The organism is Micromonospora sp. NPDC048907, from assembly GCF_055586885.1.
Window position 1 is genome coordinate 40,597 of record NZ_JBVJHI010000001.1, and the last position, 25,891, is coordinate 66,487.

A 25,891-nucleotide genomic window follows, 5' to 3' on the forward strand; every position below is an offset into this window, starting at 1 on the left:
TCAGGCGGCCCCGCGCAACGTTCCCCACGCGCCGGCGGTGACCAGGGCGAACACGCCCGCCGCCGCGCCGACCACCCAGCCCACCCCGTACGCCTCGCCGGCCAGCCCGGCCAGCGCCGCCCCGAGCGGTGCGGCGGCCAGGCCGAGCACGCGCTGCGCCGCGCCGACCCGCCCGAGCAGTTCCGCCGGCACGTGCCCCTGCCCGTACGCGGACCACAGGCTGTTCCAGATCGTCGTGCCGGCGGCGAACGCGGCCAGCGCCACGCCCCCGGCCAGCGGGCCGCGCGCCAGGGCGAGCCCGGCCAGCGCCACGGTCTGCCCGAGCAGCACCGCGCGCAGCGCGGGCAGCGTGCCGAGCCGGGCCGCCACCCGCCCGGCCACCAGTGCACCGAGCAGCCCGCCGACCACCACCCCCGCAGCGAACAGCCCGTACGCCTGCGCCGGCACCCGCAACGCCCCGAGCGCGTAGAGCACCAGCACGGCCATCAACCCGCTGATCGCCAGGTTCGACCCCGCCGCGGCGAGGGTGACCCCCCACAGCACCCGGTCCCGGCGCACCCACCGCACCCCCGCCCACGCCTCCCGCCACACCCCGGGCCCCGCCGGCCGGGGCGGCGCCGCCGGCAGCGGGCGGAGAGCGAGGGCGAGGGCGGCCGCGAGGGCGAAGGTGAGCGCGTCCACCGCGAAGGGGAGCGCCGCGGCCAGGGCGAAGAGGACGCCGGCCAGCGGTGCGCCGAGGAGCCCGCCGGCCACGGCCGTGCCGGCCTGGAGCCGGCCGTTGGCGGCGGGCAGCGCCGCCTGCGACACCAGCGACGGCAGCAGCGCGAAGGCGGACGCGTCGAAGAGCGTGCCCAGGGTGGCGAGCAGGAACGCGGCGGCGGCCAGCGCGGCCACCCCGGCCCGGCCGGAGGCGACCAGCCCGGCCAGCGCGGCCACCACCACGGCCCGGGCCCCGTCCACCGCCGCCATGGTGCGACGCCGGTCCCACCGGTCGGCGTACGCGCCGCCGAGCAGCCCGAACAGCAGCGGCGGGAGCTGTCCCGCCACGGTCACGGCGGCGATCGCCCGGGGGTCGCGGGTGAGCGCGGCGGCCAGCAGGGCCAGGGCCGGCGTACGCAGCGCGTCGCCGAACCGGGACGAGACGGCGGCGGACCAGAGCAGCCGGTAGTCGCGGCCGAGCACGGTGGTGGTCATGCCGAGGGACCATGCGGCCTGAACCGGGTCGAGGGTCAAGCGGCGGTGGTGTGCGCAACCGGCGGGTAACCGAGACTCCACCAGCTTGGGCGCGCGGTCTAGGCTGGCCCGGTGGCGGTGGAACAGCAGGCGCGGGGTGGGGCGAACGGCGCGACGGGTGCGGGCCGGCGCCGGTCCCGGCGCGACGAGATCCTGGAGATCGCGGTCGGGCTCTTCGCCGCGCGGGGCTACCACGGGGTGTCGATGGACGACATCGGCGCGGCCGCCGGTGTCACCGGCCCGGCGCTCTACCACCACTTCGCCGGCAAGGAGGCGATGCTTGCCGCCGCGCTGATCCCGGTCAGCGAGGGGCTGCTCGCCGGCGGCCGGGAACGGGCCGCCAACCACCCCGACGACCCGCGCGGCACGCTGGAGTCGCTGATCGACTTCCACGTCGACTTCGCGCTGGCCAACCCGGCGGTGATCGCCCTGCACCTGCATGAGCTGGACCGCCTCCCGGACGAGCCGCGCCGCCGGATCCGCCGGCTCCAGCGGATGTACGTCGAGGAGTGGGTCACCGTGCTGACCGCCCTGCACCCCGGGCTGCCGGACGGCGAGGCGCGGGTGCTCGCGCACGCCGCGTTCGGTCTCATGAACTCCACCCCGTTCCTCGGCGGCGAGGTGGACCGCCGCCGCCGGGCCGAGCTGCTGCGGGGCGCCACGCTGGCCGCGCTGCTGGCTCCCACCGACCCGGCCTGACACCCGACGCGCCTTAACGCCCGTTAAGCGCGCGCGTCGTCGGCGTGTTAAGAAGGGGCCCCTGCTATGCAAGAGGCGTCAAGAAGGGACCCTTCCTTGTTCGAATCGCTGTTGGTGGCCAACCGGGGCGAGATCGCGCGCCGGATCATCCGCACCGCGAAGAGGCTCGGGATCCGGGCGATCGCGGTGCACTCGGAGGCCGACGCCGGCCTGCCCTTCGTGACCGAGGCCGACCAGGCCGTCTGCGTCGGCCCGGCCAATCCCGCGCTCAGCTACCGCAACGTCGAGGCGATCCTCGCCGCCGCGAAGGACACCGGCGCCCAGGCGATCCACCCCGGCTACGGCTTCCTGTCGGAGAACGCGGACTTCGCCCGTACCGTCCAGGCCGGCGGCCTGATCTGGGTCGGGCCCGGCGCGGACGCGATCACCGCGATGGGCGACAAGATCAACGCGCGGAACCTGATGGCGGCGGCCGGGGTGCCGGTCGCGCCGGGCACCACCGAGCCGGCGGCCGACCTGGACGCGGCGGTCACCGCCGCCGCGGAGATCGGCTACCCGGTGATGGTCAAGGCCGCGGCCGGTGGCGGCGGCATGGGCATGGGCGTGGCGACCGACGAGGCCGCGCTGCGCACCGAGTACGACAAGGTGCGCTCGTTCGCCGAGCGGATGTTCGGCGACGGCTCGGTGCTGATCGAGCGGTACTTCCCCCGTGTACGCCACGTCGAGGTGCAGATCCTCGGCCTGGCCGACGGCCGGGTGGTGGCCCTCGGTGAGCGGGAGTGCTCGGTGCAGCGGCGCAATCAGAAGCTGGTCGAGGAATCCCCGTCCCCGGCGGTCTCGCCCGAGCTGCGGGAGCGGTTCCTGGCGGCGGCGGTCCGGGCGGGCGAGGCGGTCAACTACCGCAACGCCGGCACCGTCGAGTGCCTTCTCGATCCCGCGTCCGGTGAGTTCTTCTTCCTGGAGATGAACACGCGGCTGCAGGTCGAGCACCCGGTCACCGAGTACGTCTACGGCGTCGACCTGGTCGAGGAGCAGTTGCGGGTGGCCGCCGGCCTGGCCCCGACCTTCGACCCGGACGCGCTCGCGCCGCACGGGCACGCCATCGAGCTGCGGATCAACGCCGAGGACCCGAAGCGCTTCCTGCCCGGCCCGGGCGCGATCAGCACCTGGAACGAGCCCACCGGCGAGGGCGTACGCGTCGACTCCGGCTACGTCGCCGGCAACACGGTCACCCCGTTCTACGACAGCCTGCTGGCCAAGCTGATCGTCAGCGGCCGGGACCGCACCGAGGCGGTCGAGCGGGCGAGGGCCGCGGTGGCGCAGTTCGAGATCGCCGGCCCGAAGAACAACCTCCCGTTCTTCGCCGAGCTGCTGGAGAACCCGGAGTTCCTGTCGGGCGACTACGACACCGGCATCGTCTCCCGCATGCGCTGACGTCCGCCCACTCGGGGTTGATCATGAAGTTAGCGGCAAATCTCGTCCGTTTTGTCGCCGCTAACTTCATGATCACCGGCGCGGACCGGCCGGGTGGGATGCTGGGAGCATCCATCACGTAACACCGTCACAGTGAGGTGACCCCTTATGGCGGAACTGCCGGAGTTCGTCTCCATCCGGGAGGTCGGGCCGCGGGACGGGCTCCAGAACGAGGAGCCGATCCCGACCGAGGCCAAGGTGCGGCTGCTCGATGCCCTCTCGGGCACCGGCGTGCGGCGGATCGAGGCGGTGTCCTTCGTGCACCCGAAGGCGATCCCGCAGATGGCCGACGCCGACGAGGTGTGGCAGCGGGCCGCGAAGGTCGACGGCGTGCGCTACTCGGCGCTGGTGCCGAACACCCGGGGCGCGCGGCGGGCCCTCGCCGCCGGCTTCACCGAGATCGAGGTGGTGGTCTCGGCCAGCGACACCCACAACCGGCGCAACGTCAACCGGTCCACCGAGGAGTCGCTCGACGACATCGCCGAGCTGATCGACCTGCTGCACGGCGCGGGCGCGACCGCCGAGGTGATCGTGGCGACCAGCTTCGGCTGCCCGTACGAGGGTGACGTCGACCCGAAGCGGGTGGCCGGCATCGTCGACCGGGTGGTCCGGGACGGCGCCGACCGGGTGGCCTTCGGCGACACCACCGGCATGGGTACGCCCCGGCGCGTCCGCAGGCTGGTCACCGCCGTTCGCGACCGCAACGCCCACGTGCCGGTGCTCCTGCACTTCCACAACACCCGGGGCACCGCGCTGGCCAACATGCTCACCGCCATGGAGCTGGGCATCACCGAGTTCGACGCCAGCGTGGGCGGCCTCGGCGGCTGCCCGTACGCCCCCGGCGCCAGCGGCAACCTCGCCACCGAGGAGGCCGTGCACATGCTGCACGACATGGGCATCGACACCGGGATCGACCTGGCCGCCCTCATCGAGGCCGCCGAGCTGGCCGAGCGGCTGGTCGGCAAGAAGCTGCCGTCCGGCGTCCTCCGCGCCGGCCCCCGCACCCGCCTAACCCCGATCCCCTCCTGACCGACCACCCACCCCACCCCACCCCCCGCCCGCGGGCGTTGATCATGAAGTTATTGCCGCGACACGCCGCGGCGGAGGGCAACAACTTCATGATCAACGGCGGGTGGCGGGAGGGGGCGGCAGGGTGGCAGGTCGCCGGAGGGGGCCGGATGCGCTAGCCTAACGATCGTTCAGGTCGGTCGGCGCGCTCACGAGGCGGCCGGTGGCAATGGGAGTCGGCGTGACGCTCGACGGTGAGGCTCTGGAGCAGCTGCGCAAGCGCGCCCGGGCCGGCGGTGCGGACAAGTACCACGCGGCGAACGCCGCGAAGGGCAAGCTCTTCGCCCGCGAGCGGGTCGCGTACCTGGTCGACGAGGGTTCCTTCGTCGAGGACGGGCTCTACGCCAACGCGATGGCCGAGGGACTGCCCGCCGACGGCGTGGTCACCGGCACGGCCACCATCGACGGCCGGCCGGTCTGCCTCATGGCGAACGACTCCACGGTGAAGGCCGGCAGTTGGGGCGCCCGGACCGTCGAGAAGATCATCCGGATCATCGAGCGGGCCTACTCGACAAGCGTGCCGATGGTCTACCTGGTCGACTCGGCGGGCGCCCGGATCACCGATCAGGTCGACCTCTTCCCCGGCCGGCGCGGCGCCGGCAAGATCTTCTGGAACCAGGTCCGCGCCTCGGGCGCGATCCCGCAGGTCTGCGCCCTGTTCGGGCCGAGCGCGGCGGGTGGCGCCTACATCCCGGCGTTCTGCGACGTGGTGGCCATGGTCGACGGCAACGCCAGCATGTACCTGGGCTCCGACCGGATGGTCGAGATGGTCACCGGCGAGAAGACCACGCTGGAGGCGATGGGCGGGGCCAAGGTGCACTGCGCGGAGTCCGGCGTGGGGCACTTCCTCTGCAAGACCGAGGCCGAGGCGCTCGACGTGGTCAGGCGCTACCTGTCCTACCTGCCGACCAACTGGACCCAGAACCCGCCCGCCGTCGAGGCGGCGCCCGCGCCGGAGAAGGCCGACCTGGCCGCGCTGGTCCCGGTCAGCGAGCGGCAGGCGTTCGACATGCGCCGGTACGTCAAGGGCCTGCTCGACGAGGGCAGCTTCTTCGAGATCCAGGCGCTCTGGGCCAAGGAGCTGACCATCGGCTTCGGCCGGCTGAACGGCGAGGTCGTCGGCGTGGTCGGCAACAACTCGATGTTCAAGGGCGGCGTGCTCTTCGTCGACTCGGCCGACAAGGCGACCCGGTTCGTGCAGCTGTGCGACGCGTTCAACGTGCCGCTGCTGTTCCTGTCCGACGTGCCCGGCTTCATGGTCGGCAGCGCGGTGGAGAAGCAGGGCATCATCCGGCACGGCGCCAAGATGATCACGGCGATCTCCGAGGCGACCGTACCCAAGATCTGTGTGGTGGTCCGCAAGGCCTACGGCGCCGGCCTCTACGCGATGGCCGGCCCCGGTTTCGAGCCGGACGCGACGATCGCGCTGCCCACCGCGAAGATCGCGGTGATGGGGGCGGAGGCCGCGGTCAACGCCGTCTACGCCAACAAGATCGCCGCGATCGCGGACGAGGCCGAGCGGGCCGCGTTCGTCGCCGCGAAGCGCGAGGAGTACGAGCGCGACATCGACATCGTCCGGCTCGCCAGCGAGCTGGTGGTGGACGCCATCGTCGAGCCGCACGAGCTGCGTGCCGAACTGGTCCGCAGGTTCGCCGCCGCGCGCGGCAAGGAGCGGCACTTCGCGAGGCGCCGGCACGGCGTCACCCCGGTCTGACCGCACCCCGACCCGCACCACCCGACCCGGCGCCACGAGCGCCCGGCGGCCCGTCCAGACAGGCGTCCCATCAGGAGGATCAGATGGACTTCCGGCTCAGCGAGGAACAAGAGGCGCTGCGGGAGAGCGTGCGGGACTTCGCCCGCGAGGTGGTCGCCCCGGCCATCGCCGAGCACTACGAGCAGCACACCTTCCCGTACGAGATCATCCGTCAGATGGGCAAGATGGGCCTGTTCGGCCTGCCCTTCCCGGAGGAGCACGGCGGCATGGGCGGCGACTACTTCGCGCTCTGCCTGGCCCTGGAGGAGCTGGCCCGGGTCGACTCCAGCGTGGCCATCACCCTGGAGGCGGCGGTCTCGCTCGGCGCGATGCCGATCTACCGGTTCGGCAGCGACGAGCAGAAGGCTCGCTGGCTGCCGAAGCTGCTCAGCGGCGAGGCCCTCGCGGGCTTCGGGCTGACCGAGCCGGGCACCGGCTCCGACGCGGGCGGCACGCAGACGCGGGCCGTGCTGGACGGCGACGAGTGGGTGATCAACGGCTCGAAGGCGTTCATCACGAACTCGGGCACCGACATCACCTCGCTGGTCACGGTCACCGCGGTGACCGGCACGAAGCCGGACGGCTCGAAGGAGCTGTCCACCATCGTCGTGCCGTCCGGCACGCCGGGCTTCACGGTCGCGCCCGGCTACTCCAAGGTCGGCTGGACCGCCTCGGACACCCACGAGCTGACCTTCGACGACTGCCGGGTGCCGGCGGAGAATCTGCTCGGCGAGCGCGGCCGCGGCTTCGCCCAGTTCCTGCGCATCCTCGACGAGGGGCGCATCGCCATCGCGGCCCTGGCCGTCGGCCTCGCCCAGGGCTGCGTCGACGAGTCGATCAGGTACGCGAAGGAGCGCGAGGCGTTCGGCCAGCCGATCGGCGCGTACCAGGCGATCCAGTTCAAGATCGCCGACATGGAGATGAAGGCGCACACCGCCCGGCTGGCCTACTACGACGCGGCCGCGCGGATGCTGGCCGGCGAGCCGTTCAAGCGGCAGGCGGCCATCGCCAAGCTGCACGCCAGCACCATCGCCGTGGACAACGCCCGCGAGGCGACCCAGATCCACGGCGGCTACGGCTTCATGAACGAGTACCCGGTGGCCCGGTTCTGGCGCGACTCGAAGATCCTGGAGATCGGCGAGGGCACCAGCGAGGTGCAGCGCATGGTCATCGCCCGCGATCTCGGCATGTGAGTGGAACCCGCCCGGGCCGGTCGGACCCGGGCGGGCTCCACCGTCTGTCGGATATCGGCAGTGGACGGTCGGCTGCCCGACGATGGGCTGTGGAGCGTCCGACCCGATCCGTACTCTTCGTGCCCATGACTCCGGCTCATGATCGTTCGCGGAGCCCGGGCGGTCGCACCCCGCTGCCCGACCTGTTGCGCGGGCATCGGCTCGCCGCCGGGCTCACCCAGGCCGAGCTGGCCGCTCGTGCCGGCGTCGGCGTGCGTACCGTCCGTGACCTGGAGCGGGGCCGGGCCACCCGGCCCCAGCGCACCACCGTCGACCTGCTCTCCGACGCCCTGGGCCTGACCGGCCCGGCCCGGCAGGCGTTCCTCGCGGCCGCCCGTCCGGTCCAGACCGCCGCGGCCGACCCGCCGGCCGGCGGTCCCGAGGCCGCCGCGGCCCACTTCCCGGTGAGCGGTCCCGACGTCGCCGCCGCGCCGGGTCCGGCCGCGCGGCACCTTCCGGTCACCGGCGCCGGCGCCACCGATTCGGGTACGCCGATCGCACTGCCCCAGCCGGTCCCGCTGATCGGCCGGGACCGCGACGTCGACGAGGTGGCCGCCCTGCTCTCCGAGCGACCGGTGGTGAGCCTCGTCGGGCTGGCCGGTGTCGGCAAGACCGCGCTCGCCCTCACCGTCGCCTACCGGGCGGCCGCCGACCACCCGGCCGGTGTGGCCGGGGTGCTGGTCGGCGAGGGCTCCGACGCCGCCGACGTGCTCGCCGCCTCCGTCGCGGTGCTCGGCGTGAACCGGCTGGCCGACCTCTCCTGCCGGCTCGGTGGCCGGCCCGCGCTGCTGCTGGTGGACGCGGTGGAGCGGGCGCCCGGTCCGGTGGCCGAGGCCCTGCGCGCCCTGGTCGCGGCGGCGCCGACGCTGCGGGTGCTGGTCACCGGCCGGCGCCCGGTGGGGCTCCCCGGCGAACTGGTCCGCCCGGTCGCGCCGCTCGACGTGCCACCGGTCGGCCAGGAGCCGGCCGACGTGGCGGAGTTGGCCCGCTGGCCCGCGGCGACCCTGTTCATCGCCCGGCTCGCCCAGGCGCGCCGCGAGCCGCCGACCCGGGCCGAGCTGCCGGCGCTCGCCGCGCTGGTGCGCCGCCTCGGCGGGCTGCCGCTGGCCATCGAGCTGATGGCCGCGCGCGGCCGGATCCTCGACGTCACCGAACTTCTCGACCGCTACGGCGACCGGGTCCTCGACCTGGCGGGCGGGCGCCCCGGCTGGGAGGTCGCCGACCTCGCCGCCGGCACGGTGACCCTGCGCGAGGCGGTGGCGACCAGCTACCACCTGCTCGCACCCGCCGAGCGGGCGGCGCTGCGCCGGCTCTCCGCGTTCCGCAACCGCTGGTCGGTGGAGCTGGCCGAGGACCTGCTCGCCGACGGCGAGGAGCGGTGGGACGCCGTTCCCCTGCTGGACCGGCTGCGGGAACTCGGGCTGCTCAGCGTCCGGGGCGCCGGCCCGTTCCGGTTCCGCCTGCTGGACGCCGTCCGCGACTTCGCCACCGAGCAGGCCGCCGTCGAGGGCGAGCTGACCGGGATCCGGCGCCGGCACGCCGTGGTCGTCGCCGGGCTGGTACGGCGGACCGCCCCGAACCTGGTCGGTGCGGAACTGCCCGACGCCGTGCACCTGCTCGACGAGGCGACAAGCGACATCACGGCCGCCCTGGCGCACGCCGCCGAGGACGATCCGGCGACCGCGCTGCTCCTGGCGGCGGCACTGCCCCGCTGGTGGCGGCTGCGCGGGCGGGACGTCTCCGGGCGCCGCTGGCTGCGCCGGCTGCTGGCCGACCCGCGTACCGCGGACGCGTCGCCGGTGCTGCGGGCCTGGGCGCTGCTCGGGGCGGCCCGGCTCGCCGCCGAGCACGGCGCCGGCGGCGTGGAGCTGCCGGCCGCCCGGAACGCGCTGGCGATCTTCCAGGCGGCCGGGGACGTGACCGGGGAGCTGTCGGCCCGGTCGGTGCTCTGCGTGCTGCTCAGCGCCGCCGGCACGCAGGGGCAGGCCCGGGAGCAGGCCGAGGCGGCACTGGAGCTGGCCACCCGGCACGGCCGGGTACGCGAGATGGCCGTCGCCCACCAGCACCTCGCCTGGCACGACGTACGGGTGGCGGACCTGGCCGGCGCGCGGCGCCGGCTGGCGACTGTCGACCGGCTGGCCACCCAGTGCGGGGAGCAGCGGCTCCGCCTGCTGGCCCGGGCCGACCTGGCCGAGGTGATCCGGCTGGAGGGCCGGTACGTCGACGCCGTGGAGCAGGGGTGGCGGGTGGCGGGCGCGCTCGTCGAGCTGGGCGAACCGGGGCGGTGGCGGCGGGTGCTCGGCACGGTCGGGCTGGCACTCGCCCTGGAGGGGCGGGCGGCGGAGGCGCTGGAGGTGGTGGCCGAGCTGCGGCCCGCCCACCCGGTGCCGGGGCGACGCCGGCCGCGGGGCGTGGAGACCGTGGACCCGCCCGGGGAGCGCCGGGACGTCCCGCCGGAGGAGGTGGTCTGCGCGGTGATCGAGGGCCATCTCGCCCTGCACCGGGGAGACCGGGAGCTGGCCGCGGAGTGGTTCAGCGCGGCAGCCGACTCCGCGGCCGGCGGCGGGGAGCGGCGCGACCTGGTGGAGGCGCTGGTGGGGCTGGCGGCGAGCACCACCGACGTGGCGGTGCTGGACCGGCTGGACCGGGCCTGCCGGGCCACCGGGATCAGGCTGGTGCCCCGCGAGGAGGCCCTGCTCTACGCGCTGGTGGCTCGCCGGGAACGCGCCGGCCGGGGCGGCTGAGGGGCGGGAACAGAAGGCGCGGGGGTGGCGCGAGCGAAGAAGCCCCCTGGTGCTGCCCCTCGCTCATCGCTCGCGCCGGCACCCCCCGGTGCCCCCCCGCTGCCCGGAAGCCTATCCAGCCAGCACGGAAGATTTTTCGGATATTGCGGCGTTTTGACCCGGTGTCCCGCTGGTTCTGCCGGTCTTTCTGCCGGTGACCGACCGGTACGTCCCGGACCGTCCGGCGATCAGCAGCCGGCGGGCGCCGGCTCGGTGCTGCCGGCGGTCGCCCCGGGGTGCACCGCGTCACGGACCCGGCGCAGCCCGTCCAGGAGCGCCTCCAGTTGGGGCGGGGTGAGCTGACCGGTGAACCACTCCTCGATGATGCGCAGGTGCCCGGGCAGGGTGTCGTCCAGCCGGCTCAGGCCGGCCGCGGTGACCACCGCGTACGAGCTGCGCCGGTCGGAGGGGCAGGCCCGGCGGCGAAGGAGGCCGTCGCGCTCCATCCGGTCGACCACGCGGGTGACCCCGCTGGTGGACAGGGAGGTCTGCGCCGCGAGGTCGGTCATCCGCAGTTGGTGACCCGGCGACCGGGTGAGCCGCATCAGCACCTCGAACTCGACCGGGGAGAGGCCGTGCTCCTCGAACTGGGCGGCGAACCGGGCCGACAGCCCGGCGCTGGCCTCGAAGAGAAGGCCGATGGCGGTGATCCGGGGATCGTCGAACACGTTCTGGTCCACGCTGCCATCCTAGCAGTCCTTGACACGGGGAATATTGCTATGCCTATAGTTGCTCAGTCAGTCGTTGGGTTACTAAACAATCTTCCCTGGAGGACAGCAGCATGACCAGCAGCATCGAAGCGGTTACCCGCGACTGGGAGGGTCTCACCATCCCGACCGCCGGCACCTACCTGCTGGACGCGGCTCACAAGCGCGTCGGGTTCGTCGCCCGGCACATGATGGTCAGCAAGGTACGCGGCGAGTTCGCCGAGGCGACCGCCACCATCACCGTGGCCGAGGACCCCACGCAGTCGTCGGTGACCGCCACCATCCAGGCGGCCAGCATCAACACCGCCCAGACCGACCGCGACGCGCACCTGCGCAGCCCGGAGTTCCTCGACGCCGAGCAGTTCCCCACCCTGGAGTTCCGCAGCACCGGCGTGAAGTCCCGCGACGGCAACGAGTTCGTCCTCTCCGGTGAGCTCACCATCAAGGGCGTGACCCGCCCCGTCGACCTGGACGTCGAGTTCGAGGGCGTCGGTCGCAGCCCCTTCGGCCAGGACATCTTCGGCTTCTCGGCCTCTACCGAGATCGACCGCGAGGAGTTCGGCCTGACCTGGAACGTCGCCCTGGAGACCGGCGGCGTCCTGGTCGGCAAGAAGATCAAGATCGAGATCGAGGGCGAGGCCGTCCGCCAGGCCTGATCCTCCGCGTACGACCCCACGGGCCCGCGCCGTCACCCGACGGCGCGGGCCCGTCGTCGTACGCGGTGGGTGCGAGTTGTCACCTGTTGTTCGCGGTCTGACCCCGGTGCCGCGGCCCCCGGCTGGGTAGGAGTGCAGACCTGCGCCCAGCCTCCGATCGGCGGCCCCGGGCGCACTTACGCACTCAACGTGAATGGTTCACAATGCGTTGCGGAACCGTACGGTTCCGTGGCGCCGGCGCCGGGAGGACAGATGGGCAGAGACGTCGAGCAGGGCGCCTTCTCCCGGGAGGACCGGGTCCGCTACCGGCAGAAGGTCCGGCGGTGCCTGGACGTCTTCGCGCTGATGCTGGACGACTTCGGCTTCGACGCCGACCGGCCGATGACCGGGCTGGAGATCGAGCTCAACCTGGTCGACGCCGCCGCCGAGCCGGCCATGCGCAACGACCAGATCCTGGCCGACATCGCCGACCCGCTCTTCCAGACCGAGCTGGGGCAGTTCAACCTGGAGCTGAACGCCTCCCCCCGGCTCATCGAGGGCACCGGCTTCGCCGACTACGCGCACGACCTGCGCAGCAGCCTGAGCCGCGCCGACGAGCGCGCCGCCAAGTCCGACGCCAAGATCGTGATGGTCGGCATCCTGCCCACCCTCACCGAGCGCCACCTGGTCGCCGACAACCTGTCCACCAACGAGCGCTACCGGGTGCTCAACGACCAGATCGTCGGGGCCCGGGGCGAGGACATCGAGCTGGACATCCGCGGCGTCGAGCGGCTGCGTACGCACACCGACTCGATCGCGCCCGAGGCGGCCTGCACCAGCCTCCAGTTCCACCTCCAGGTCGCGCCGGACAGCTTCGCCGACTACTGGAACGCCTCCCAGGCCATCGCGGGCGTGCAGGTGGCGATCGGGGCCAACTCGCCGTTCCTCTACGGCCGGCAGCTCTGGGCGGAGACCCGGATCGCCCTGTTCGAGCAGGCCACCGACACCCGCCCGGACGAGCTGAAGGCCCAGGGCGTACGCCCCCGGGTGTGGTTCGGCGAGCGCTGGATCACCTCGATCTTCGACCTGTTCGAGGAGAACGTCCGCTACTTCCCGCCGCTGCTGCCGATCTGCGAGGACGAGGACCCGGTCGAGGTGCTGCACGCCGGCGGGGTGCCCCAGCTCGGCGAGCTGCGCCTGCACAACGGCACCGTCTACCGCTGGAACCGCCCGGTCTACGACATCATGGACGGCCGCCCGCACCTGCGCGTGGAGAACCGGGTGCTGCCGGCCGGGCCGACCGTGGTGGACATGCTGGCCAACGCGGCCTTCTATTTCGGCCTCGCCCGCGGCCTGGCCGAGGCAGACCGGCCGATCTGGAGCCAGCTCACCTTCAGCTCGGCCGAGGAGAACTTCCACGCGGCCGCCCGGCGCGGCATCAACGCCGCGCTGCACTGGCCCGGGCTCGGCGACGTGCCGGTCACCACGCTCGTCCTCGACACGCTGCTGCCCACCGCCGCGGAGGGGCTGGACCGGTTCGGTGTCGCCCCGGCCGAGCGCGACCGCCTCCTCGGGCTGATCGAGGAGCGGTGCCGCTCCGGCCGCAACGGCGCGGTCTGGCAGACCGAGACGGTGTGGGCGGCCGAGCGCCACCGCGGCATGGACCGGGAGGCCGCCCTGCACCACATGGTCCAGCGCTACGCCGAGCTGCAACGCGGCAACGAGCCCGTCCACACCTGGCCGGTCGACTGACCGCCGCGGGGCACTCACGCGTCCGGCGGCCCGGGCAGGTCGAGCCGGGTTTCGCCGTGCGCTGACCGGCGGCCGGCGTCAGCGGTTGCGGCGGCGGGCCTTCGGGTCGGTGGCCGGCGCGCTCGCGGCGCTCTCCGGCGCGGCCGCCGGCTCGCTCCCGCCCGGCGTCTCCGGGTCCGCCGCCACCGGATCGGCGCCGCTCCGGGCCGGCCCGGTGCGGACCGCCGAGCCGGACTCCGGTCGCCGCTGGGGCGGCACGGCCCGGCCACGCCGGCCATCCGCCACCGTCCGCGCGGTGTCGTCCGGTGTACCGGCGGATGCCGTCGCGTCCCGCCGGTCCGCCCACGCCGGCTCGCCGCCCGTGCGCGCGGACGGGACCGGCTCACCGAGCCCGCCCCCGGAGGTGACCGGCCGGCCCGGCTCGCCGGCAGGCGTGGCGGGCCCGCTGGTCGGGTCTGTCCCGCCGGCCGGGCTGTCGGCACCCGCCGAGGCCGGCCCGGGACCGGCCGGGCTGTCGACACCCGCCGAGGCCGGCCCGGGAACGGCCGGGCGGCGCCCGAGGAACCGGCGTGCCGGCTTGTCCCCGATCGGCTTGTCGTCGCTCGACCTGCCCTCGGCGGATTCGCCGGCCGGCGGGTCGTCGTCGGGGGCCGTCAGCTCGTCCGCCTCCCCGGCGCGCTGGCGGGGCACGGTCACGGCGGCCGCCTCGGGGGCGCGGCGCCCGGCCCGCTGGGCCAGCGCGGCCATCAGGACCGAGCCGCCGATCCCGGCGATCACTGCGTACGGGGCGATCAGGTGTGCCGACACCTGCTCGGCGGCGATCCCGGCGAGCCTCGGCACGGCGAGCAGGTAGGCCAGCGCGACCAGCAGCGGACCGGCCGCCCCGGAGGCCGCCGCCCCGACCCGCCGCTCCGGCATGCGGACCGCCCGCCGGGCGGCCAGCACCCCGATCAGCAGGGCGGAACCGAGCGAGAGCAGTGCCCCCGGCCAGTAGAAGTAGTCGCGGATCCAGAACCGGCCGCTGTCCGCGCTGATCTGCCAGATGCCGAGCTGGGCGGTGGTCAGGCCACGGCCGGAGAGCACCCCGTCGACCACCGACACCACGGCGAGCAGCCAGAGCCAGCCGGTGGTGGCGATGAGATTGGTGGCGGCGGCCCGGGTGTGCAGCGCCCACGTCGCGAGCAGCACGCCGAGCACCAGCCCGGCCGCCGCGTACCCGGCGGCCACGGCCTGTGGCGAGGACGTGTCCGGCACCCGGGCGGCCCGGGCCGGCACGGCCACCAGCAGGACGGTGATCATCGCGCCCACCCCGGCGGCGAGCGCCAGGCCGAGCCGCGGCAGGATGCCCGCCGGCTCGTCGTCGTCGGCGCCGCGCAGCCGCTGGGCGCAGACCGCGCCGGCGATCACGGAGGTCGCGGAGATCCAGGTGGCCCAGGCGAGGCTGGCCACCCAGGCCGCCTCGACGCGGGCGGCGCCGGACGGCGCCCAGTTGATGATGCCGAGCCCGTAGCCGAAGCCGAGCTGTGCGGCGCCCGTACCGGCGGCGACGCCGAGCGCGGCGGCGGTCGATCCTCCCCAGCCCCGTCTGGCCATGCCGGGGAGCGTAGCGTCCCAAGGTCGGCGCGGCGAGTGGTGGCGGAGGCCGGATCGGCCGCGAGGGGATTGGTGGCGCCGGATACGGTCGCCGGTGACTGAGGCGAGGGACGTGATGACGGACGAGGGGTACCCGGACGGGCAGCCGGGTGTACGCGCCGAACCCAGGCGGGACCGGACCCGGCTGATCCTCGGCGGCGGCCTGGCGATGGTCCTGCTGGCGGTCATCGGGGCGAGCGGCGGCTGGATCCTGGCCGGTGAGCCGGACGGGCCGAGCGCGCCGCCCGCGGCGGGCCCCACCGCACCCACGGTCGACGCCACCACTCCGACCGCCGCGCCGCCGAGCACCGCCGACGACCGGCCGACCGGTACGCGCACCACCACCCCCGCCGGCCTGACCGTGCCGCAGCTGGTGGGCACCGACTTCGAGCAGGCCCGCCGGGAGCTGCGGGAGCGCAAGCTCGGCTGGCGGCTGGTGTTCGGCAGCGGCTCCGGCCGTACCGTCCAGCGCACCTCGCCCGACCCCGGCACGCCGGTGAAGCGCGGCGTCACCGTCACCCTCTGGGTCGCCGGTCCGGCGCCGACCGTCGCCGTTCCCGACCTGCTCGCGCAGGGCTGTGCCGACGCGGCGGACGACCTGGTGGCGGCCGGTCTCTACCCCCGCTACCGCACTGGCCGCCAGGGTCCGGTCACCGCGCAGGACCCGGTACCCGGAAGCGCGGCCCGATGGAACGACCCGGTGACGCTCACCTGTGGCGAGGAGCCCTCCACCGCGCCGACCGCCAGTCCGCTCCCCTCGCCGTGACGGGCGGCCCGGCGCGCTGATCCCTGCCGATGGTGGGGCGGACGGCTACCGTGGACGGCGGAGGGCCAGGCCGCCCTGTCCCGGTGGGGAAAGGACGTGCGATGAGCGACGACCGCCAGGAGCCGCCCGCCGAGGACCCGGACGCGACGAGGGCCCTGCCTCCCGACCGGGGCGGCGCCGACCCGGACGTCACCCGCGCCACGCCACCCGACCGCCCCGCCACGCCCGAGGACGCCGACGCGACCCGGGCGATGCCCCGTGAACCGTCCCGGGCCGAGGACGCCGACGCGACCCGCGCCATGCCGCGAAACCCGCCCGAGGACGCCGACGCGACCCGCGCCATGCCGCGAAACCCGCCCGAGGACGCCGACGCGACCCGGGCCATGCCGCGTGACCCGGCCGGCGCCGACGATGCCGACGCGACCCGCCGGATGCCGACGAACCCGGCCGGCGGCGGGGGCGCCGACGCGACCCGCCCGATGCCCCGCGGGGACGGCGGTGCCGGAGCGCGGCGGCCGATCGACGCCACCGCCCGCGAGGAGCCGGTCAGTCCCGCCTGGTCCGGGCGCGCCGGAGTGCCGCCACCCCGGCCGGCCGGTTATCCGGAGCCCGGCAGCGAGTGGTACCCGGAGGAGCAGTCGGGTCGTCGCTGGTGGATGCCGATCCTGTTGGGCATCCTCGCGCTGGTGCTGATCGCGTTGATCGGTCTGGGTGTCTGGCTGGCGCTCCGCGCGGCGGATCGCGACGCCGAGCCGGGCCTGGCGCCCTCGACCGCGCCGAGCACCGCCCCACAGACCAGCGCGACGCCGAGCACGGCCGCGCCGAGCAGCTCGCCGCCGAGCAGCCCGCCGACCACCACGGCCGCCGCCGAGGTGCCGATGCCGCCGCTGGTGGGGCTGCCGGAGTCCGCCGCCCGGGCAGCCCTCGACCGGCTGGGCGTGGACTACCGGGTGCGCTACCGGACGTCGGACCGGCCGGCCGGGACGGTGATCGACACCAGCCCGGGGGCCGGTGAGCCGGTCGCCGAGGGGGACCGGGTCAGCATCGTGGTGGCCCGGGCCGCGGAGCCGACGACGGAGCCGACCACCTCGACGCCCTCGCCGACGGCCACCGCCACCGGCTGAGCGTCACCGGCTGAGCGTCACCACTGGCGGCGTCGGGTGCCGACCAGGCCCAGCCCGGCCAGCGAGATGCCGAGGCCGAGCAGGCCGGAGTAGAACAGCGACCGGCTGAGTTCGGTGGCGGCCGACCGGCCCTCCGCGAGCGCGGCCTCCCCGGCCCCGGCCCCGCCCCCGGCATCGTCGGGGGTCGGCGGGGGAAGGAGGTCGCCGCCCCGCGCGTCGGCCACCGGTGGATCGACCCAGGCCGGCCCGTCCTCCTCCGTGGCCGGCCGGTTGCCCTCACCGGCCACGGTGATCTCCGGAGCCGGGACCGGCTCCGTCAACTCCTGGGTCGCGGAGAAGGCGGGGTGGCGGACCACGAGCGCGAGTGCGGTCGCGAGGCCGAGGAACGCGAGGAGCCCGAAGGCGTAGCCGATACGGGACCGGTGGTGCCGCCGCGCGGCGGGCAGATTGACCATGACCATCCCAGGTTCAGGGTCCGGAGCGCGCGGGGTGGAGCGTTCGCCGGGGTGGGCGTACCGATTCTATGGCGGCGGTACGCCCCCCGACCGGGATTCGTGAGGTCAGCCGACCCGGACCGGAGTCCGGACCACCGGACGGCGGGCCGTCCGGACGGTGTGCGGGCGCGGGGCCGGCGCGGCCTGGAGGTGCCGCAGCCCCTCCTGCTGTACGAAGATCGACCGCCGGTTGACCGCGTCCCCCGCCGCGTTCAACTCGTAGCCGTCGAGCCAGAGCCAACCGTCGTAGGTCGGCCAGTCGAGCACCCGGATCACCCGGAACATGATCGGTCGGAGGAACTGGACACTCGCCGCGCGCGTCACGTGCAGTACGTCACCGGAGCGGGGAAGCACATGGGCTCCTGGGAAGGATCGGCCGGCGGGCGGGCCGGCGTGGGCTGATCGGGGGGACAGGTCGGTCCGGTGACGGGGGATCTACCTCGTGGACCGGCTGATCAGTGGGTCGGTGCTGGTCGGGCCGTACCCGCGGTGGCGGACCGCCACCCGACCATCACCCGGCTGCTCCCGGTTACCGCTCCCGCCGCCACAGCCAAGCTGGCGTGCAGCGACGGGGTCTTCATTCCGGGGCAGGTCGCAGGGCGCGGGACGGCTCCCCTCCCGCCGTCCCGCGGCCCGTGGTGCGACCACGCCCGGAGATCATGCGAAGACGGTGAGTAACCCGTGCCATACCGACAGAGTGCATCAGCGACGTGCTTCATGCAAGTTGCACGTCGACTTTTGCCGATACGCGAGCAGGACACGTGAACGGGACGCTTGAAGCCTCAGGTCCCGGGGCGGCACACTGGACGCCGGTTTCGCCCGTCGCGGCCGGTCGACGACCGGCACCACCCCCCTGCCGCGAACGCTCGCCCGCCGTACGCCGGTCGCGCCCACGGCGGGTGTGAAACCGGGCGCGACCGACCGGAGGTAGCCGGGTGCGCGCGAGGAGTGGGAATCCCTTTCCATCGTCCCGTGGGGTGACGTCGTGAGCGAACGGCGCAGCCCGACCATCCGGCGTCGACGCCTGGGGGCGGAGCTCCGCCGGCAGCGGGAAGCTGCCGGCATCACCATCGAGACGGTCGCCGAGCAGTTGGAGTGCTCGGCCTCCAAGATCTCCCGTATCGAGACCGGTCACACCACCGCGACGCCCCGGGACGTGCGGGACATGCTCCGCATCTACGGGGTGGTCGGCGCCGAGAGCGACGAGCTGGTGCAGATCGCCCGCGAGGCCCGGCAGAAGGGTTGGTGGCATCCGTACAGCACGGTGCTGGTCGGGGCGTACGTGGGACTGGAGGCGGCGGCCAGCTCGATCCGGGCGTACGAACAACAGGTCGTGCCGGGCCTGTTGGAGACCGAGGAGTACGCGGGGGCGATGATCCGGGCCGCTCGGCCCGACTTCACCGCCGAACAGGTCGAACAGCGGGTGCGTGTCCGACTGGGCCGTCAGTCGTTGTTGACCCAGGACGATCCGGTCGATCTGTGGGTGGTGCTCGATGAGGCGGTGCTGAGCCGGCCGGTTGGCGGCGACGCGGTGATGCGTGGCCAGCTCAAACGGCTGGTGGAGGTGGCCGAACTGCCGAACGTGACGTTGCAGGTCCTGCCCTTCGAGGTGGGCGCGCACGCCGGCATGGACGGGACCTTCACGATCCTCAGCTTCCCCGAACCGAGTGATCCCGATGTCGTGTACGCGGAGAACGCCACGGGTGGGCTCTTCCTCGAGAAGAGCGACGAGCTACAGAAGTACAGCTTCATCTTCGATCACATTCGAGCAGCGGCCATTCGCCCGGAGGAATCCATCGCACACATCGCAAAACTGGCAGAGGAGCCGTTGTGGAAATGGCGACCAAGGAGTTCCCCGTGGACCTGACGCAGGCGACGTGGTTCAAGAGCTCGAAGAGCGGGCCGAACTGTGACAACTGCGTGGAGGTCGCGTATGTGACCGGGGCGGTCGGCGTCCGGGACTCGAAGGACAGGACGGGCCCGGCCCTGGTCTTCGCCCCGGGTGACTGGCACGCCTTCGTCGCCGGCGCCAGGGGCGGTGCGTTCGCCGGGCACTGATCCGGTGGCCCGCCCCCAGAAGCGTGGTCCCGCCCGGCAGCGTCGCCGGGCGGGACCATTTCGTCTGCGACCGGCCGGTCGCGAGCACCCGTCGCCAGTTCCGTTCCGCCTCGTTGAACCGCACAGATCGGCAACCGAGCGAGGCAGGCGAGACGGATGACGACGATCGGTTCAGAGAATCTGACAAGCGGCCCGGGCAAGCCCGAGCGGTTCGGCGGCAAGTACCGCGGGGCGCGCCGGGACAGCGTCCTCACCGAGGTGGGTTCCGGCGACGCCGAGATCGGCCGGGACGCCACCGCGCCGGAACAGCCCGGCCCGCCGCTCTCGCTGCCGTCGCTCGACCCGAACCCGCTCACCGAGCCGTCCTTCCCGCCGACCGGCTGGCCGATGGAGCAGCAGGAGTCCCTCGTGGACCATCCGCTGCTGCGCGGTCTGCTGATGGAGCTGCCGCCGAAGGGCAGCGTGCCCCCGCCGGGCTGGCTGGACCGCTGGTTCGAGGCGACCCGGGCGATCCTGGAGCTGCTATACGTGCAGGGGGCGACCCGCCCGCGCTGACGCCGTGGCCGCCGGCGGCAGCGCCCGCTCGGCGAGGCGGTTGTGCCGCAGGGCGTGGCGTACCCCGATCGCGATCACACCGAGCACCGCGACGGTGATCGCGGGCCCGGTGACGGCCGGTCCCGCGAACAGGTCGACGCCCGCGGCCGGCAGCACCGCGCCGAGTGCGGCCAGCGCGGTCACCTGGAGCGGCAGTCCGATCAGGGGATGCGCCGCGGCGGCCCGCAGCCCGTGCGGGGCCGGCGTGTCCGGCGCGGCGGCGAACGCGCCCGCGCCGGCCCGCAGCCACCGGACCCGGCGTACCGTGCAGACGGCCACGACCAGCGCCGGGGCCGCGGCGAGGGTGAGCCCGGCGGCGGCCCGGTCGAGCGCCGTCGTGCCGGCACTCTGCAGGCCCACCGCGAGGACCGTCGCGGTCAGCGCCAGGCCGGTGAGGACCAGGGCGGACAACCATCCGGTACGCCGCCGCAGCGCGCGGGCGCGGTCCAGCCGGGGCAGCCCGTCCGCCACCACGCCGGCGGCCAGCCAGACGGCGGCGACGGGGAGCAGCACGGTGAGAGGCTCGTCCATGGTGTCCAGCCTGGCCCGGATCGACGCCCACCGAATCCGGGGCGGCACCCCGGTTCCTCCCGTACGCCTCCCGTAGGGGTCATCCCGTCGGCGTTATGGCGGATCCGGCATGTTCCCAGCGTCCGCACCGCTGACCTAGCCTGTTGATGATCGGTCAGCGTCGATCGGCCCGCTGCAGAGGCCGCGCGTCGTCGACGACACGGCGGTGAACGGTCGCCTGAGCCAACCTCTCCCACCGGCGTCCGGCGGTCCCCCTCGGGGTGGCCGCCGGGCGTCGTTGCGGGCTCAGACGTCGAAGGTGGCCGGGCGTTCCGTGGCCGGGGGCGGCGGGGTGGCCTTCCAGACGCCGGTCTTCTGCGCGGCCAGCCGGGCCAGGTAGGCCGGGTTGAGGATGACGTAGCGGCGCCAGAGCCGCTTGGGCTCCAGGCCGAGCCGCCAGAACCACTCCAGCCCGGCCCGCTGCATCCACGGCGGCGGGTTGCGCAGCAGCCCCGCGTGGTAGTCGAACGCCGCGCCGACGGCCATCAGCGGCATGTCCAGCAGCGGCCGCATGGCGTAGGTGAAGACCTCCTGCCGGGGGCAGCCCAGCCCGACCAGCACGAGCCGGGCGCCGCTGGCCTTGATCCGGTCGGCGATCTCGGCGTCCTCGCCCGGCTGGAGCGCCCGGAACTTGGACGGCTCGACGCCGGCGATCTTCAGCGCCGGGAACTTCTGCTCCAAGGCCGGGACCAGGCGGGACAGGGTCGCCTCGGTGGAGCCGTAGAGGTAGACCGGCAGCCCCTCGTCGGCGAAGCGGGCGAGCACCCGCAGGGTGAGCTCCGGCCCGTAGACCCGGTCGGTGAGGCCGGCGCCGTGCAGCAGGTTGAGCGCCCAGCGCACCGGCTGCCCGTCGGGGGTGACCACGTCGAAGGAGTTGAGCCGGGCGTTGTGCGCCCGGTCGAGCACCCCGGTCATCACGCCGTGCACGGCCAGCGCGGTGAGGGCCAGCGGGCGGCGGTCGTGCGCGGCCGCCACCACGGCCTCGGTCGCCCGGGCGTAGTCGGTCGCGTCGACGAGTACGCCGAGCACGTTCCGCTTGGTGCCGGTGGTCATGCCTTCGGCACCCACTTGTCGACGTTCGCCTCGTAGATCTCGCGCAGGATCATCGGCACGTCGTAGGTGATCTTCCAGTTCGGGTAGTGCTCCTCGAACCGGGCCATGCTGCTGACGTACCACTGGTGGTCGCCGGTGCGGGCCTGGTCGACGTAGTTGATCTTCGCTACCCGGCCGGTGATCTCCTCGGCGATCCGGAACGCCTCGATGTGCGAGGTGTTCGAGTGCCGGCCGCCGCCGAGGTTGTAGACCTGCGCCGAGCGCGGCTCGCGGAAGAACGCCTCGAACGCGGTGAGCACGTCCCGCGAGTGGATGGCGTCCCGGACCATCTTCCCCTTGTAGCCGAAGAGGTTGTACGTCCGGCCCTCCATGACGCAGCGCATCAGGTAGGCCAGGAAGCCGTGCAGCTCGGCGGCCGAGTGCGCCGGGCCGGTCAGCGTGCCGCCCCGGAAGCAGGCGGTCTTCATGTCGAAGTAGCGGCCGTACTCCTGGACCATCACGTCCGAGGCGACCTTCGAGGCGCCGAAGATCGAGTGCAGCGACTCGTCGATCGACATGTCCTCGGTGATGCCGTCGTACCAGTGGTGGTCCTCGGGCAGCTCGTAGCGCGTCTCCAGCTCGATGAGCGGCAGCGTGTTCGGGCGGTCGCCGTAGACCTTGTTGGTGGAACAGTGGATGAACGGCGCGTCGATGGCGTGCCGCCGGGTGTTCTCCAGCACGTTGAGCGTGCCGCCGGCGTTCACGTCGAAGTCGGTGTACGGCTCCTTGGCGGCCCAGTCGTGGCTCGGCTGGGCGGCGCTGTGGATCACCACGGCGATGTCCGAGCCGTACTTCTTGAAGACCTGCTCCAGGCCGTCCCGGTCCCGGATGTCCACGGCGTGGTGGGTGTAGGCGCGGCCCAGCTCGCCGGCGAGCCGGTCGAGGCTCCAGGCCGTCGAGCCGTCCTCACCGAAGAAGTAGCGCCGCATGTCGTTGTCGATGCCGACCACGTCGAGACCGAGCCCGGCGAAGTGCCGGGCCGCCTCGGAGCCGATCAGACCGCCCGAACCGGTCACCAACGCGACACTCACACGCCACTCCTGGTCCATCTGGGGCAGGGAAACCATCGGAGCATAGCGTGACGTCCGGCACGCCCCGATACGGCGCGAGGGCCCCGCTGAGTGCGGAGCCCTCGTGATGGTGGGGAAGGGGGGAGTTGAACCCCCACGCCCTTTCGGGCACACGGACCTGAACCGTGCGCGTCTGCCATTCCGCCACTTCCCCGTGGCCTGACCTGCAACACCGTAACTCATCCCGCTCCCGCCGTCTGCGGCGGGTGCCCGGACATATTACGCTGTTCCCGGTCATCGCCACGAGCGATCACCGTTCGTGGCGGACGAAACTTTAGCACGATCGCGGGGCTGGTCACGAACGGGCCGCCGGCAGCCGGCCGAGCGGCGTGTGAGCTGCGGAGGCGGTGTCCGGATACCATCATTGCCTCGGGACCCGAGGAGGAGCCGGTGAGCGTGCTGCAACGCTTCGAGAAGCGTCTGGAAGGCCTGGTCGAGGGGGCCTTCGCCAAGGTCTTCAAAGGGGTGGTCCACCCCGTGGAGATCCTCAACGCCATGCAGCGGGAGGCCGAGGCGCACAAGGCGATCCTGGCCGGTGGGCGCACGTTGGTGCCCAACCGCTACGTGATCGATCTCTCGCCGTACGACCACAGTCGGCTGGCGCCGTACGCCGCCGCGCTGGCCCAGGAACTGGCCCAGTCGCAGGCGGAGTTCATCGGCGAGCAGGCGTGGACGGTCTACGGCGACGTGATCGTCGAGGTCGAGCGTGGTGAGGGGCTGGACACCGGCATGTTCCGGGTCACCGCGGAGGTCTACACCGGCGGCGACGTCGCCCCGGTCTCCGCGCCCGGTGGCTACGACGCCGGTCCGGCCTACCCCGCCTACGACCAGGGCGGCGGCTACGGCCCGCCCCCGGGGCACGGCGGTGGCCGCAACGTCCGCCTGGTCTCCGGCGACGGCCGCACCTACCCGCTCCAGATGGGCTCGACCGTGATCGGTCGCGGCGACCAGGCCAACCTGCGCCTGCCCGACGTCGGGATCTCCCGGCGCCACGCCCGGCTGGACTTCGACGGCGGCCAGGTCGTGCTGACCGACCTCGGCTCCACCAACGGCACGATGGTCAACGGCCAGCGCGTCTCCGCGGTCGCCCTCAACCCGGGCGACATGATCCAGCTCGGCACGACGACCCTGACCTTCCGCGTGGACGGCTGACCCGCGTTGCCGGAACTCGTCATCACCGTCGCCCGGTTCGGGTTCCTCATCCTGCTGTGGATCTTCGTGTTCACGGTGGTCGGGGTGATCCGCCGGGACCTCTTCGCGGGGGCCCGGTCGGGTCGCCTGGTGGCCGCGCCGCGCGCGGTCGGGGCGTCGACCGGGCAGGCGGCGAAGCCGGCGAAGGTGAAGCGGGGCAGGGCCGCGCACCAGCTGGTGGTCACCGCCGGTCAACTGGCCGGCACCCGGATCACCCTCGGCGAGGCCCAGATCACGATCGGCCGGGCCGAGGACTCGACTCTGGTGATCACCGACGACTACGCTTCGGCACGGCACGCCCGGCTCGTGCCGCGCGACGGGCAGTGGTTCGTCGAGGACCTCGGATCGACTAACGGCACCTACCTGGACCGCGCTAAGGTCACCGGACCAACCCCCGTCCCCCTCGGCGTGCCGATCCGGATCGGCCGCACTTCCCTCGAATTACGGCCATGACTCTGACCCTGCGCTACGCGGCCCACAGCGACCGCGGTCTGATCCGAGACGGTAATCAGGATTCCGTCTACGCCGGGCCGCGGCTACTCGCCGTTGCCGACGGCATGGGCGGCATGGCCGCCGGTGACGTCGCCAGCAACATCGTCATCGGTGCCATGGCGCCCCTGGACGAGGACGTCCCCGGGGACGCCCTCGTCGACGCGCTGCGTTCCGCCGTCGGCACCGCCAACCAGCAGCTCCGCGACACCGTGGACGCCAACCCGCAGCTAGAGGGGATGGGCACCACGCTGACCGCGACCCTCTTCTCGGGCAGCAAGCTCGGCATGGTCCACATCGGTGACTCGCGGGCCTATCTCCTGCGCAACGGCGAGTTCGCCCAGATCACCAAGGACGACACGTACGTCCAGATGCTCGTCGACGAGGGCCGCATCAGCGCGGAGGAGGCGAGCAGCCACCCCCAGCGCTCGCTGCTCACCCGTGCGCTGGACGGCCGGGACATCGACCCGGAATACAGCGTCCGGCAGGTGCTCCCCGGTGACCGCTACCTGATCTGCTCGGACGGCCTGTCCGGCGTGGTCAGCGCGGACACCATCGCCGACACGATGCGGGAGTACACCGACCCGCAGAAGTGCGTGGAGCGCCTGGTGCAGCTCGCGCTGCGCGGCGGCGGCCCGGACAACATCACCGTGATCATCGCGGACGCCACCGACCAGGACATCGTCGAGGCGTCCCCGATCGTCGGCGGCGCCGCCGCCCGGGACCGCGGCATGGCCACCTCGGCCGACGTCTCCACCCCGGCGGCCCGCGCCTCGGCGCTGTCGGCTCCCCGCGCGCCCGCGCCCGAGGAACCGGCGGACAACCGCGACGACGAGCCCGAGCGGCGGCGCGGGCACCCGCTGCGCACCGCGGCGATGGTGCTGGCGTTGCTGGTCATCGTGGGGGGCGGCCTCTTCGGCGGGTGGAGCTACACCCAGCGGCAGTACTACGTCGGCGCCACCGACGACGGGCAGCTCGCCGTGTTCCGCGGCGTTCCGGGCCAGGTCGCCGGGCTCGACCTCTCCAACGTGCACGCCACCAGCGAGGCCAAGCTCGACGACCTCACCCTGGCCGCCCAGGAGCAGGTCAAGCAGGGCATCCAGGCGCGGAGCGAGCCGGACGCCGAGCGCCGGCTGGCCGAGCTGACCAGCGACGACCCGGCCAACCCGAACCTGAAGCCGCTCTGCCCGCCCAGCCCGACGGCCGGGCCCGCCAGCCCGACCCCGGCCGCGGCCGGCAGCCCGTCACCACCGGCGGTCAACGGCAGCGCCGTCCCCACGGCCACGGCCACGGTCGCCGCGACCCCGACGACGACGCCGACCACCACGCCCGACGCCGTCCCCTCCGACACGGTTCCGCCGGTCGACCCGGCCGGCTGCCGGTCGCCCGAGTGAGCGCCGGCTCGACCCCGAGGACACACCCGTGACCGCAGCCGCCGCACCGGCCGCCTCGCCCGCCTCGACGGGCGAGCAGCCC

The 25,891-nt window shown here is 73.8% G+C and carries 24 protein-coding genes and 1 tRNA gene; 16 read left to right on the plus strand and 9 right to left on the minus strand.

All coding sequences use genetic code 11. The features are described 5' to 3' along the window. Positions 1-1,194 carry an MFS transporter gene (locus tag ACZ6PY_RS00230; RefSeq protein WP_466067888.1) on the minus strand — a complete coding sequence of 398 codons (1,194 nt, stop codon included), beginning with the start codon at positions 1,192-1,194 and terminating at the stop codon, positions 1-3. A 111-nt stretch (positions 1,195-1,305) separates the two neighbouring features. Here ACZ6PY_RS00230 and ACZ6PY_RS00235 point away from each other — a divergent pair, with 111 nt between their 5' ends. From ACZ6PY_RS00235 to ACZ6PY_RS00260, 6 genes are all read left to right on the plus strand, one after another. After that, positions 1,306-1,932, plus strand: coding sequence for a TetR/AcrR family transcriptional regulator (locus tag ACZ6PY_RS00235; protein WP_466067889.1), 627 nt, complete (start codon positions 1,306-1,308; stop codon positions 1,930-1,932). Positions 1,933-2,028: 96 nt separating this feature from the next. After that, positions 2,029-3,366, plus strand: a complete 1,338-nt coding sequence (locus ACZ6PY_RS00240; RefSeq protein ID WP_466067890.1) for an acetyl-CoA carboxylase biotin carboxylase subunit — start codon at positions 2,029-2,031, stop codon at positions 3,364-3,366. Between the two features lie 147 nt (positions 3,367-3,513). Next, positions 3,514-4,434, plus strand: coding sequence for a hydroxymethylglutaryl-CoA lyase (locus ACZ6PY_RS00245; RefSeq protein ID WP_466067892.1), 921 nt, complete (start codon positions 3,514-3,516; stop codon positions 4,432-4,434). A 220-nt stretch (positions 4,435-4,654) separates the two neighbouring features. Next, positions 4,655-6,187, plus strand: a complete 1,533-nt coding sequence (locus ACZ6PY_RS00250) for an acyl-CoA carboxylase subunit beta (RefSeq protein ID WP_466067894.1) — start codon at positions 4,655-4,657, stop codon at positions 6,185-6,187. An 83-nt stretch (positions 6,188-6,270) separates the two neighbouring features. Further along, positions 6,271-7,419: an acyl-CoA dehydrogenase family protein gene (locus ACZ6PY_RS00255; RefSeq protein ID WP_466067896.1), complete on the plus strand. Its 1,149-nt coding sequence runs from the start codon at positions 6,271-6,273 to the stop codon at positions 7,417-7,419. A 125-nt stretch (positions 7,420-7,544) separates the two neighbouring features. Beyond that, positions 7,545-10,202, plus strand: a complete 2,658-nt coding sequence (locus ACZ6PY_RS00260; RefSeq protein ID WP_466067898.1) for an ATP-binding protein — start codon at positions 7,545-7,547, stop codon at positions 10,200-10,202. 227 nt (positions 10,203-10,429) lie between these two features. On the opposite strand, the gene ACZ6PY_RS00265 is transcribed toward ACZ6PY_RS00260, so the two are convergent. Next, positions 10,430-10,921: a MarR family winged helix-turn-helix transcriptional regulator gene (locus ACZ6PY_RS00265; RefSeq protein ID WP_466067900.1), complete on the minus strand. Its 492-nt coding sequence runs from the start codon at positions 10,919-10,921 to the stop codon at positions 10,430-10,432. A 101-nt stretch (positions 10,922-11,022) separates the two neighbouring features. Here ACZ6PY_RS00265 and ACZ6PY_RS00270 point away from each other — a divergent pair, with 101 nt between their 5' ends. Both ACZ6PY_RS00270 and ACZ6PY_RS00275 read left to right on the plus strand, forming a co-directional pair. Next, on the plus strand, positions 11,023-11,604 hold the full coding sequence (locus ACZ6PY_RS00270) for a YceI family protein (protein ID WP_466067902.1): 582 nt from the start codon (positions 11,023-11,025) through the stop codon (positions 11,602-11,604). Positions 11,605-11,856: 252 nt separating this feature from the next. Further along, positions 11,857-13,335: a glutamate-cysteine ligase family protein gene (locus ACZ6PY_RS00275; protein WP_466067904.1), complete on the plus strand. Its 1,479-nt coding sequence runs from the start codon at positions 11,857-11,859 to the stop codon at positions 13,333-13,335. A 78-nt stretch (positions 13,336-13,413) separates the two neighbouring features. On the opposite strand, the gene ACZ6PY_RS00280 is transcribed toward ACZ6PY_RS00275, so the two are convergent. Then, positions 13,414-14,928: a hypothetical protein gene (locus tag ACZ6PY_RS00280; protein WP_466067906.1), complete on the minus strand. Its 1,515-nt coding sequence runs from the start codon at positions 14,926-14,928 to the stop codon at positions 13,414-13,416. Positions 14,929-15,022: 94 nt separating this feature from the next. On the opposite strand from ACZ6PY_RS00280, the gene ACZ6PY_RS00285 reads away from it, so the two are divergent. After that, a complete protein-coding gene (locus tag ACZ6PY_RS00285) occupies positions 15,023-15,733 on the plus strand; it encodes a PASTA domain-containing protein (RefSeq protein WP_466067908.1) in 711 nt (236 codons plus the stop codon). A gap of 101 nt (positions 15,734-15,834) precedes the next feature. Further along, on the plus strand, positions 15,835-16,857 hold the full coding sequence (locus ACZ6PY_RS00290) for a PASTA domain-containing protein (protein WP_466067910.1): 1,023 nt from the start codon (positions 15,835-15,837) through the stop codon (positions 16,855-16,857). A 17-nt stretch (positions 16,858-16,874) separates the two neighbouring features. Here the strand turns inward: ACZ6PY_RS00290 and ACZ6PY_RS00295 are convergent, their stop codons facing one another. Continuing rightward, a complete protein-coding gene (locus ACZ6PY_RS00295; RefSeq protein ID WP_466067911.1) occupies positions 16,875-17,318 on the minus strand; it encodes a hypothetical protein in 444 nt (147 codons plus the stop codon). A 99-nt stretch (positions 17,319-17,417) separates the two neighbouring features. Beyond that, positions 17,418-17,705 carry a hypothetical protein gene (locus ACZ6PY_RS00300; RefSeq protein WP_313723764.1) on the minus strand — a complete coding sequence of 96 codons (288 nt, stop codon included), beginning with the start codon at positions 17,703-17,705 and terminating at the stop codon, positions 17,418-17,420. A gap of 631 nt (positions 17,706-18,336) precedes the next feature. Here ACZ6PY_RS00300 and ACZ6PY_RS00305 point away from each other — a divergent pair. From ACZ6PY_RS00305 to ACZ6PY_RS00315, 3 genes are all read left to right on the plus strand, one after another. Beyond that, entirely contained in the window at positions 18,337-19,218 is an 882-nt protein-coding gene (locus tag ACZ6PY_RS00305; protein WP_189197556.1) for a helix-turn-helix domain-containing protein, read from the plus strand. Next, a complete protein-coding gene (locus ACZ6PY_RS00310; RefSeq protein WP_313723763.1) occupies positions 19,188-19,409 on the plus strand; it encodes a DUF397 domain-containing protein in 222 nt (73 codons plus the stop codon). The genes ACZ6PY_RS00305 and ACZ6PY_RS00310 overlap by 31 nt, the downstream gene beginning before the upstream one ends. A 156-nt stretch (positions 19,410-19,565) precedes the next feature. Beyond that, positions 19,566-19,964 carry a hypothetical protein gene (locus ACZ6PY_RS00315; protein WP_466067914.1) on the plus strand — a complete coding sequence of 133 codons (399 nt, stop codon included), beginning with the start codon at positions 19,566-19,568 and terminating at the stop codon, positions 19,962-19,964. On the opposite strand, the gene ACZ6PY_RS00320 is transcribed toward ACZ6PY_RS00315, so the two are convergent. The 4 genes from ACZ6PY_RS00320 to ACZ6PY_RS00335 form a co-directional block, all read right to left on the minus strand. After that, positions 19,932-20,534, minus strand: coding sequence for a hypothetical protein (locus ACZ6PY_RS00320; RefSeq protein WP_466067915.1), 603 nt, complete (start codon positions 20,532-20,534; stop codon positions 19,932-19,934). The genes ACZ6PY_RS00315 and ACZ6PY_RS00320 overlap by 33 nt on opposite strands. Positions 20,535-20,819: 285 nt before the next feature. Continuing rightward, positions 20,820-21,626 (minus strand): WecB/TagA/CpsF family glycosyltransferase, encoded by an 807-nt coding sequence (locus tag ACZ6PY_RS00325; RefSeq protein WP_466067917.1) that lies wholly within the window; start codon positions 21,624-21,626, stop codon positions 20,820-20,822. Further along, complete coding sequence (locus tag ACZ6PY_RS00330; RefSeq protein ID WP_466067918.1) at positions 21,623-22,732, minus strand: NAD-dependent epimerase/dehydratase family protein; 1,110 nt, start codon at positions 22,730-22,732, stop codon at positions 21,623-21,625. Before ACZ6PY_RS00330 ends, ACZ6PY_RS00325 begins: the two co-directional genes overlap by 4 nt. 71 nt (positions 22,733-22,803) lie before the next feature. Then, positions 22,804-22,889 (minus strand) — tRNA-Leu (locus ACZ6PY_RS00335). 209 nt (positions 22,890-23,098) lie between these two features. Here ACZ6PY_RS00335 and ACZ6PY_RS00340 point away from each other — a divergent pair. The 3 genes from ACZ6PY_RS00340 to ACZ6PY_RS00350 are packed head-to-tail and all read left to right on the plus strand — an operon-like array spanning position 23,099 to position 25,809. Continuing rightward, complete coding sequence (locus tag ACZ6PY_RS00340; RefSeq protein ID WP_026267912.1) at positions 23,099-23,887, plus strand: FhaA domain-containing protein; 789 nt, start codon at positions 23,099-23,101, stop codon at positions 23,885-23,887. A gap of 6 nt (positions 23,888-23,893) precedes the next feature. After that, entirely contained in the window at positions 23,894-24,379 is a 486-nt protein-coding gene (locus tag ACZ6PY_RS00345; protein ID WP_074315675.1) for an FHA domain-containing protein FhaB/FipA, read from the plus strand. Further along, complete coding sequence (locus ACZ6PY_RS00350; RefSeq protein ID WP_466067920.1) at positions 24,376-25,809, plus strand: PP2C family protein-serine/threonine phosphatase; 1,434 nt, start codon at positions 24,376-24,378, stop codon at positions 25,807-25,809. Before ACZ6PY_RS00345 ends, ACZ6PY_RS00350 begins: the two co-directional genes overlap by 4 nt. Positions 25,810-25,891: the final 82 nt, after the last annotated feature.

Coding starts and splice junctions, on each gene's coding strand:
- ACZ6PY_RS00230 (WP_466067888.1), bottom strand. CDS start 1,194: ATGACCACCACCGTGCTCGGCCGCGACTACCGGCTGCTCTGGTCCGCC.
- ACZ6PY_RS00245 (WP_466067892.1), top strand. CDS start 3,514: ATGGCGGAACTGCCGGAGTTCGTCTCCATCCGGGAGGTCGGGCCGCGG.
- ACZ6PY_RS00255 (WP_466067896.1), top strand. CDS start 6,271: ATGGACTTCCGGCTCAGCGAGGAACAAGAGGCGCTGCGGGAGAGCGTG.
- ACZ6PY_RS00260 (WP_466067898.1), top strand. CDS start 7,545: ATGACTCCGGCTCATGATCGTTCGCGGAGCCCGGGCGGTCGCACCCCG.
- ACZ6PY_RS00270 (WP_466067902.1), top strand. CDS start 11,023: ATGACCAGCAGCATCGAAGCGGTTACCCGCGACTGGGAGGGTCTCACC.
- ACZ6PY_RS00275 (WP_466067904.1), top strand. CDS start 11,857: ATGGGCAGAGACGTCGAGCAGGGCGCCTTCTCCCGGGAGGACCGGGTC.
- ACZ6PY_RS00280 (WP_466067906.1), bottom strand. CDS start 14,928: ATGGCCAGACGGGGCTGGGGAGGATCGACCGCCGCCGCGCTCGGCGTC.
- ACZ6PY_RS00290 (WP_466067910.1), top strand. CDS start 15,835: ATGAGCGACGACCGCCAGGAGCCGCCCGCCGAGGACCCGGACGCGACG.
- ACZ6PY_RS00295 (WP_466067911.1), bottom strand. CDS start 17,318: ATGGTCATGGTCAATCTGCCCGCCGCGCGGCGGCACCACCGGTCCCGT.
- ACZ6PY_RS00310 (WP_313723763.1), top strand. CDS start 19,188: ATGGCGACCAAGGAGTTCCCCGTGGACCTGACGCAGGCGACGTGGTTC.
- ACZ6PY_RS00315 (WP_466067914.1), top strand. CDS start 19,566: ATGACGACGATCGGTTCAGAGAATCTGACAAGCGGCCCGGGCAAGCCC.
- ACZ6PY_RS00320 (WP_466067915.1), bottom strand. CDS start 20,534: ATGGACGAGCCTCTCACCGTGCTGCTCCCCGTCGCCGCCGTCTGGCTG.
- ACZ6PY_RS00325 (WP_466067917.1), bottom strand. CDS start 21,626: ATGACCACCGGCACCAAGCGGAACGTGCTCGGCGTACTCGTCGACGCG.
- ACZ6PY_RS00330 (WP_466067918.1), bottom strand. CDS start 22,732: ATGGTTTCCCTGCCCCAGATGGACCAGGAGTGGCGTGTGAGTGTCGCG.
- ACZ6PY_RS00350 (WP_466067920.1), top strand. CDS start 24,376: ATGACTCTGACCCTGCGCTACGCGGCCCACAGCGACCGCGGTCTGATC.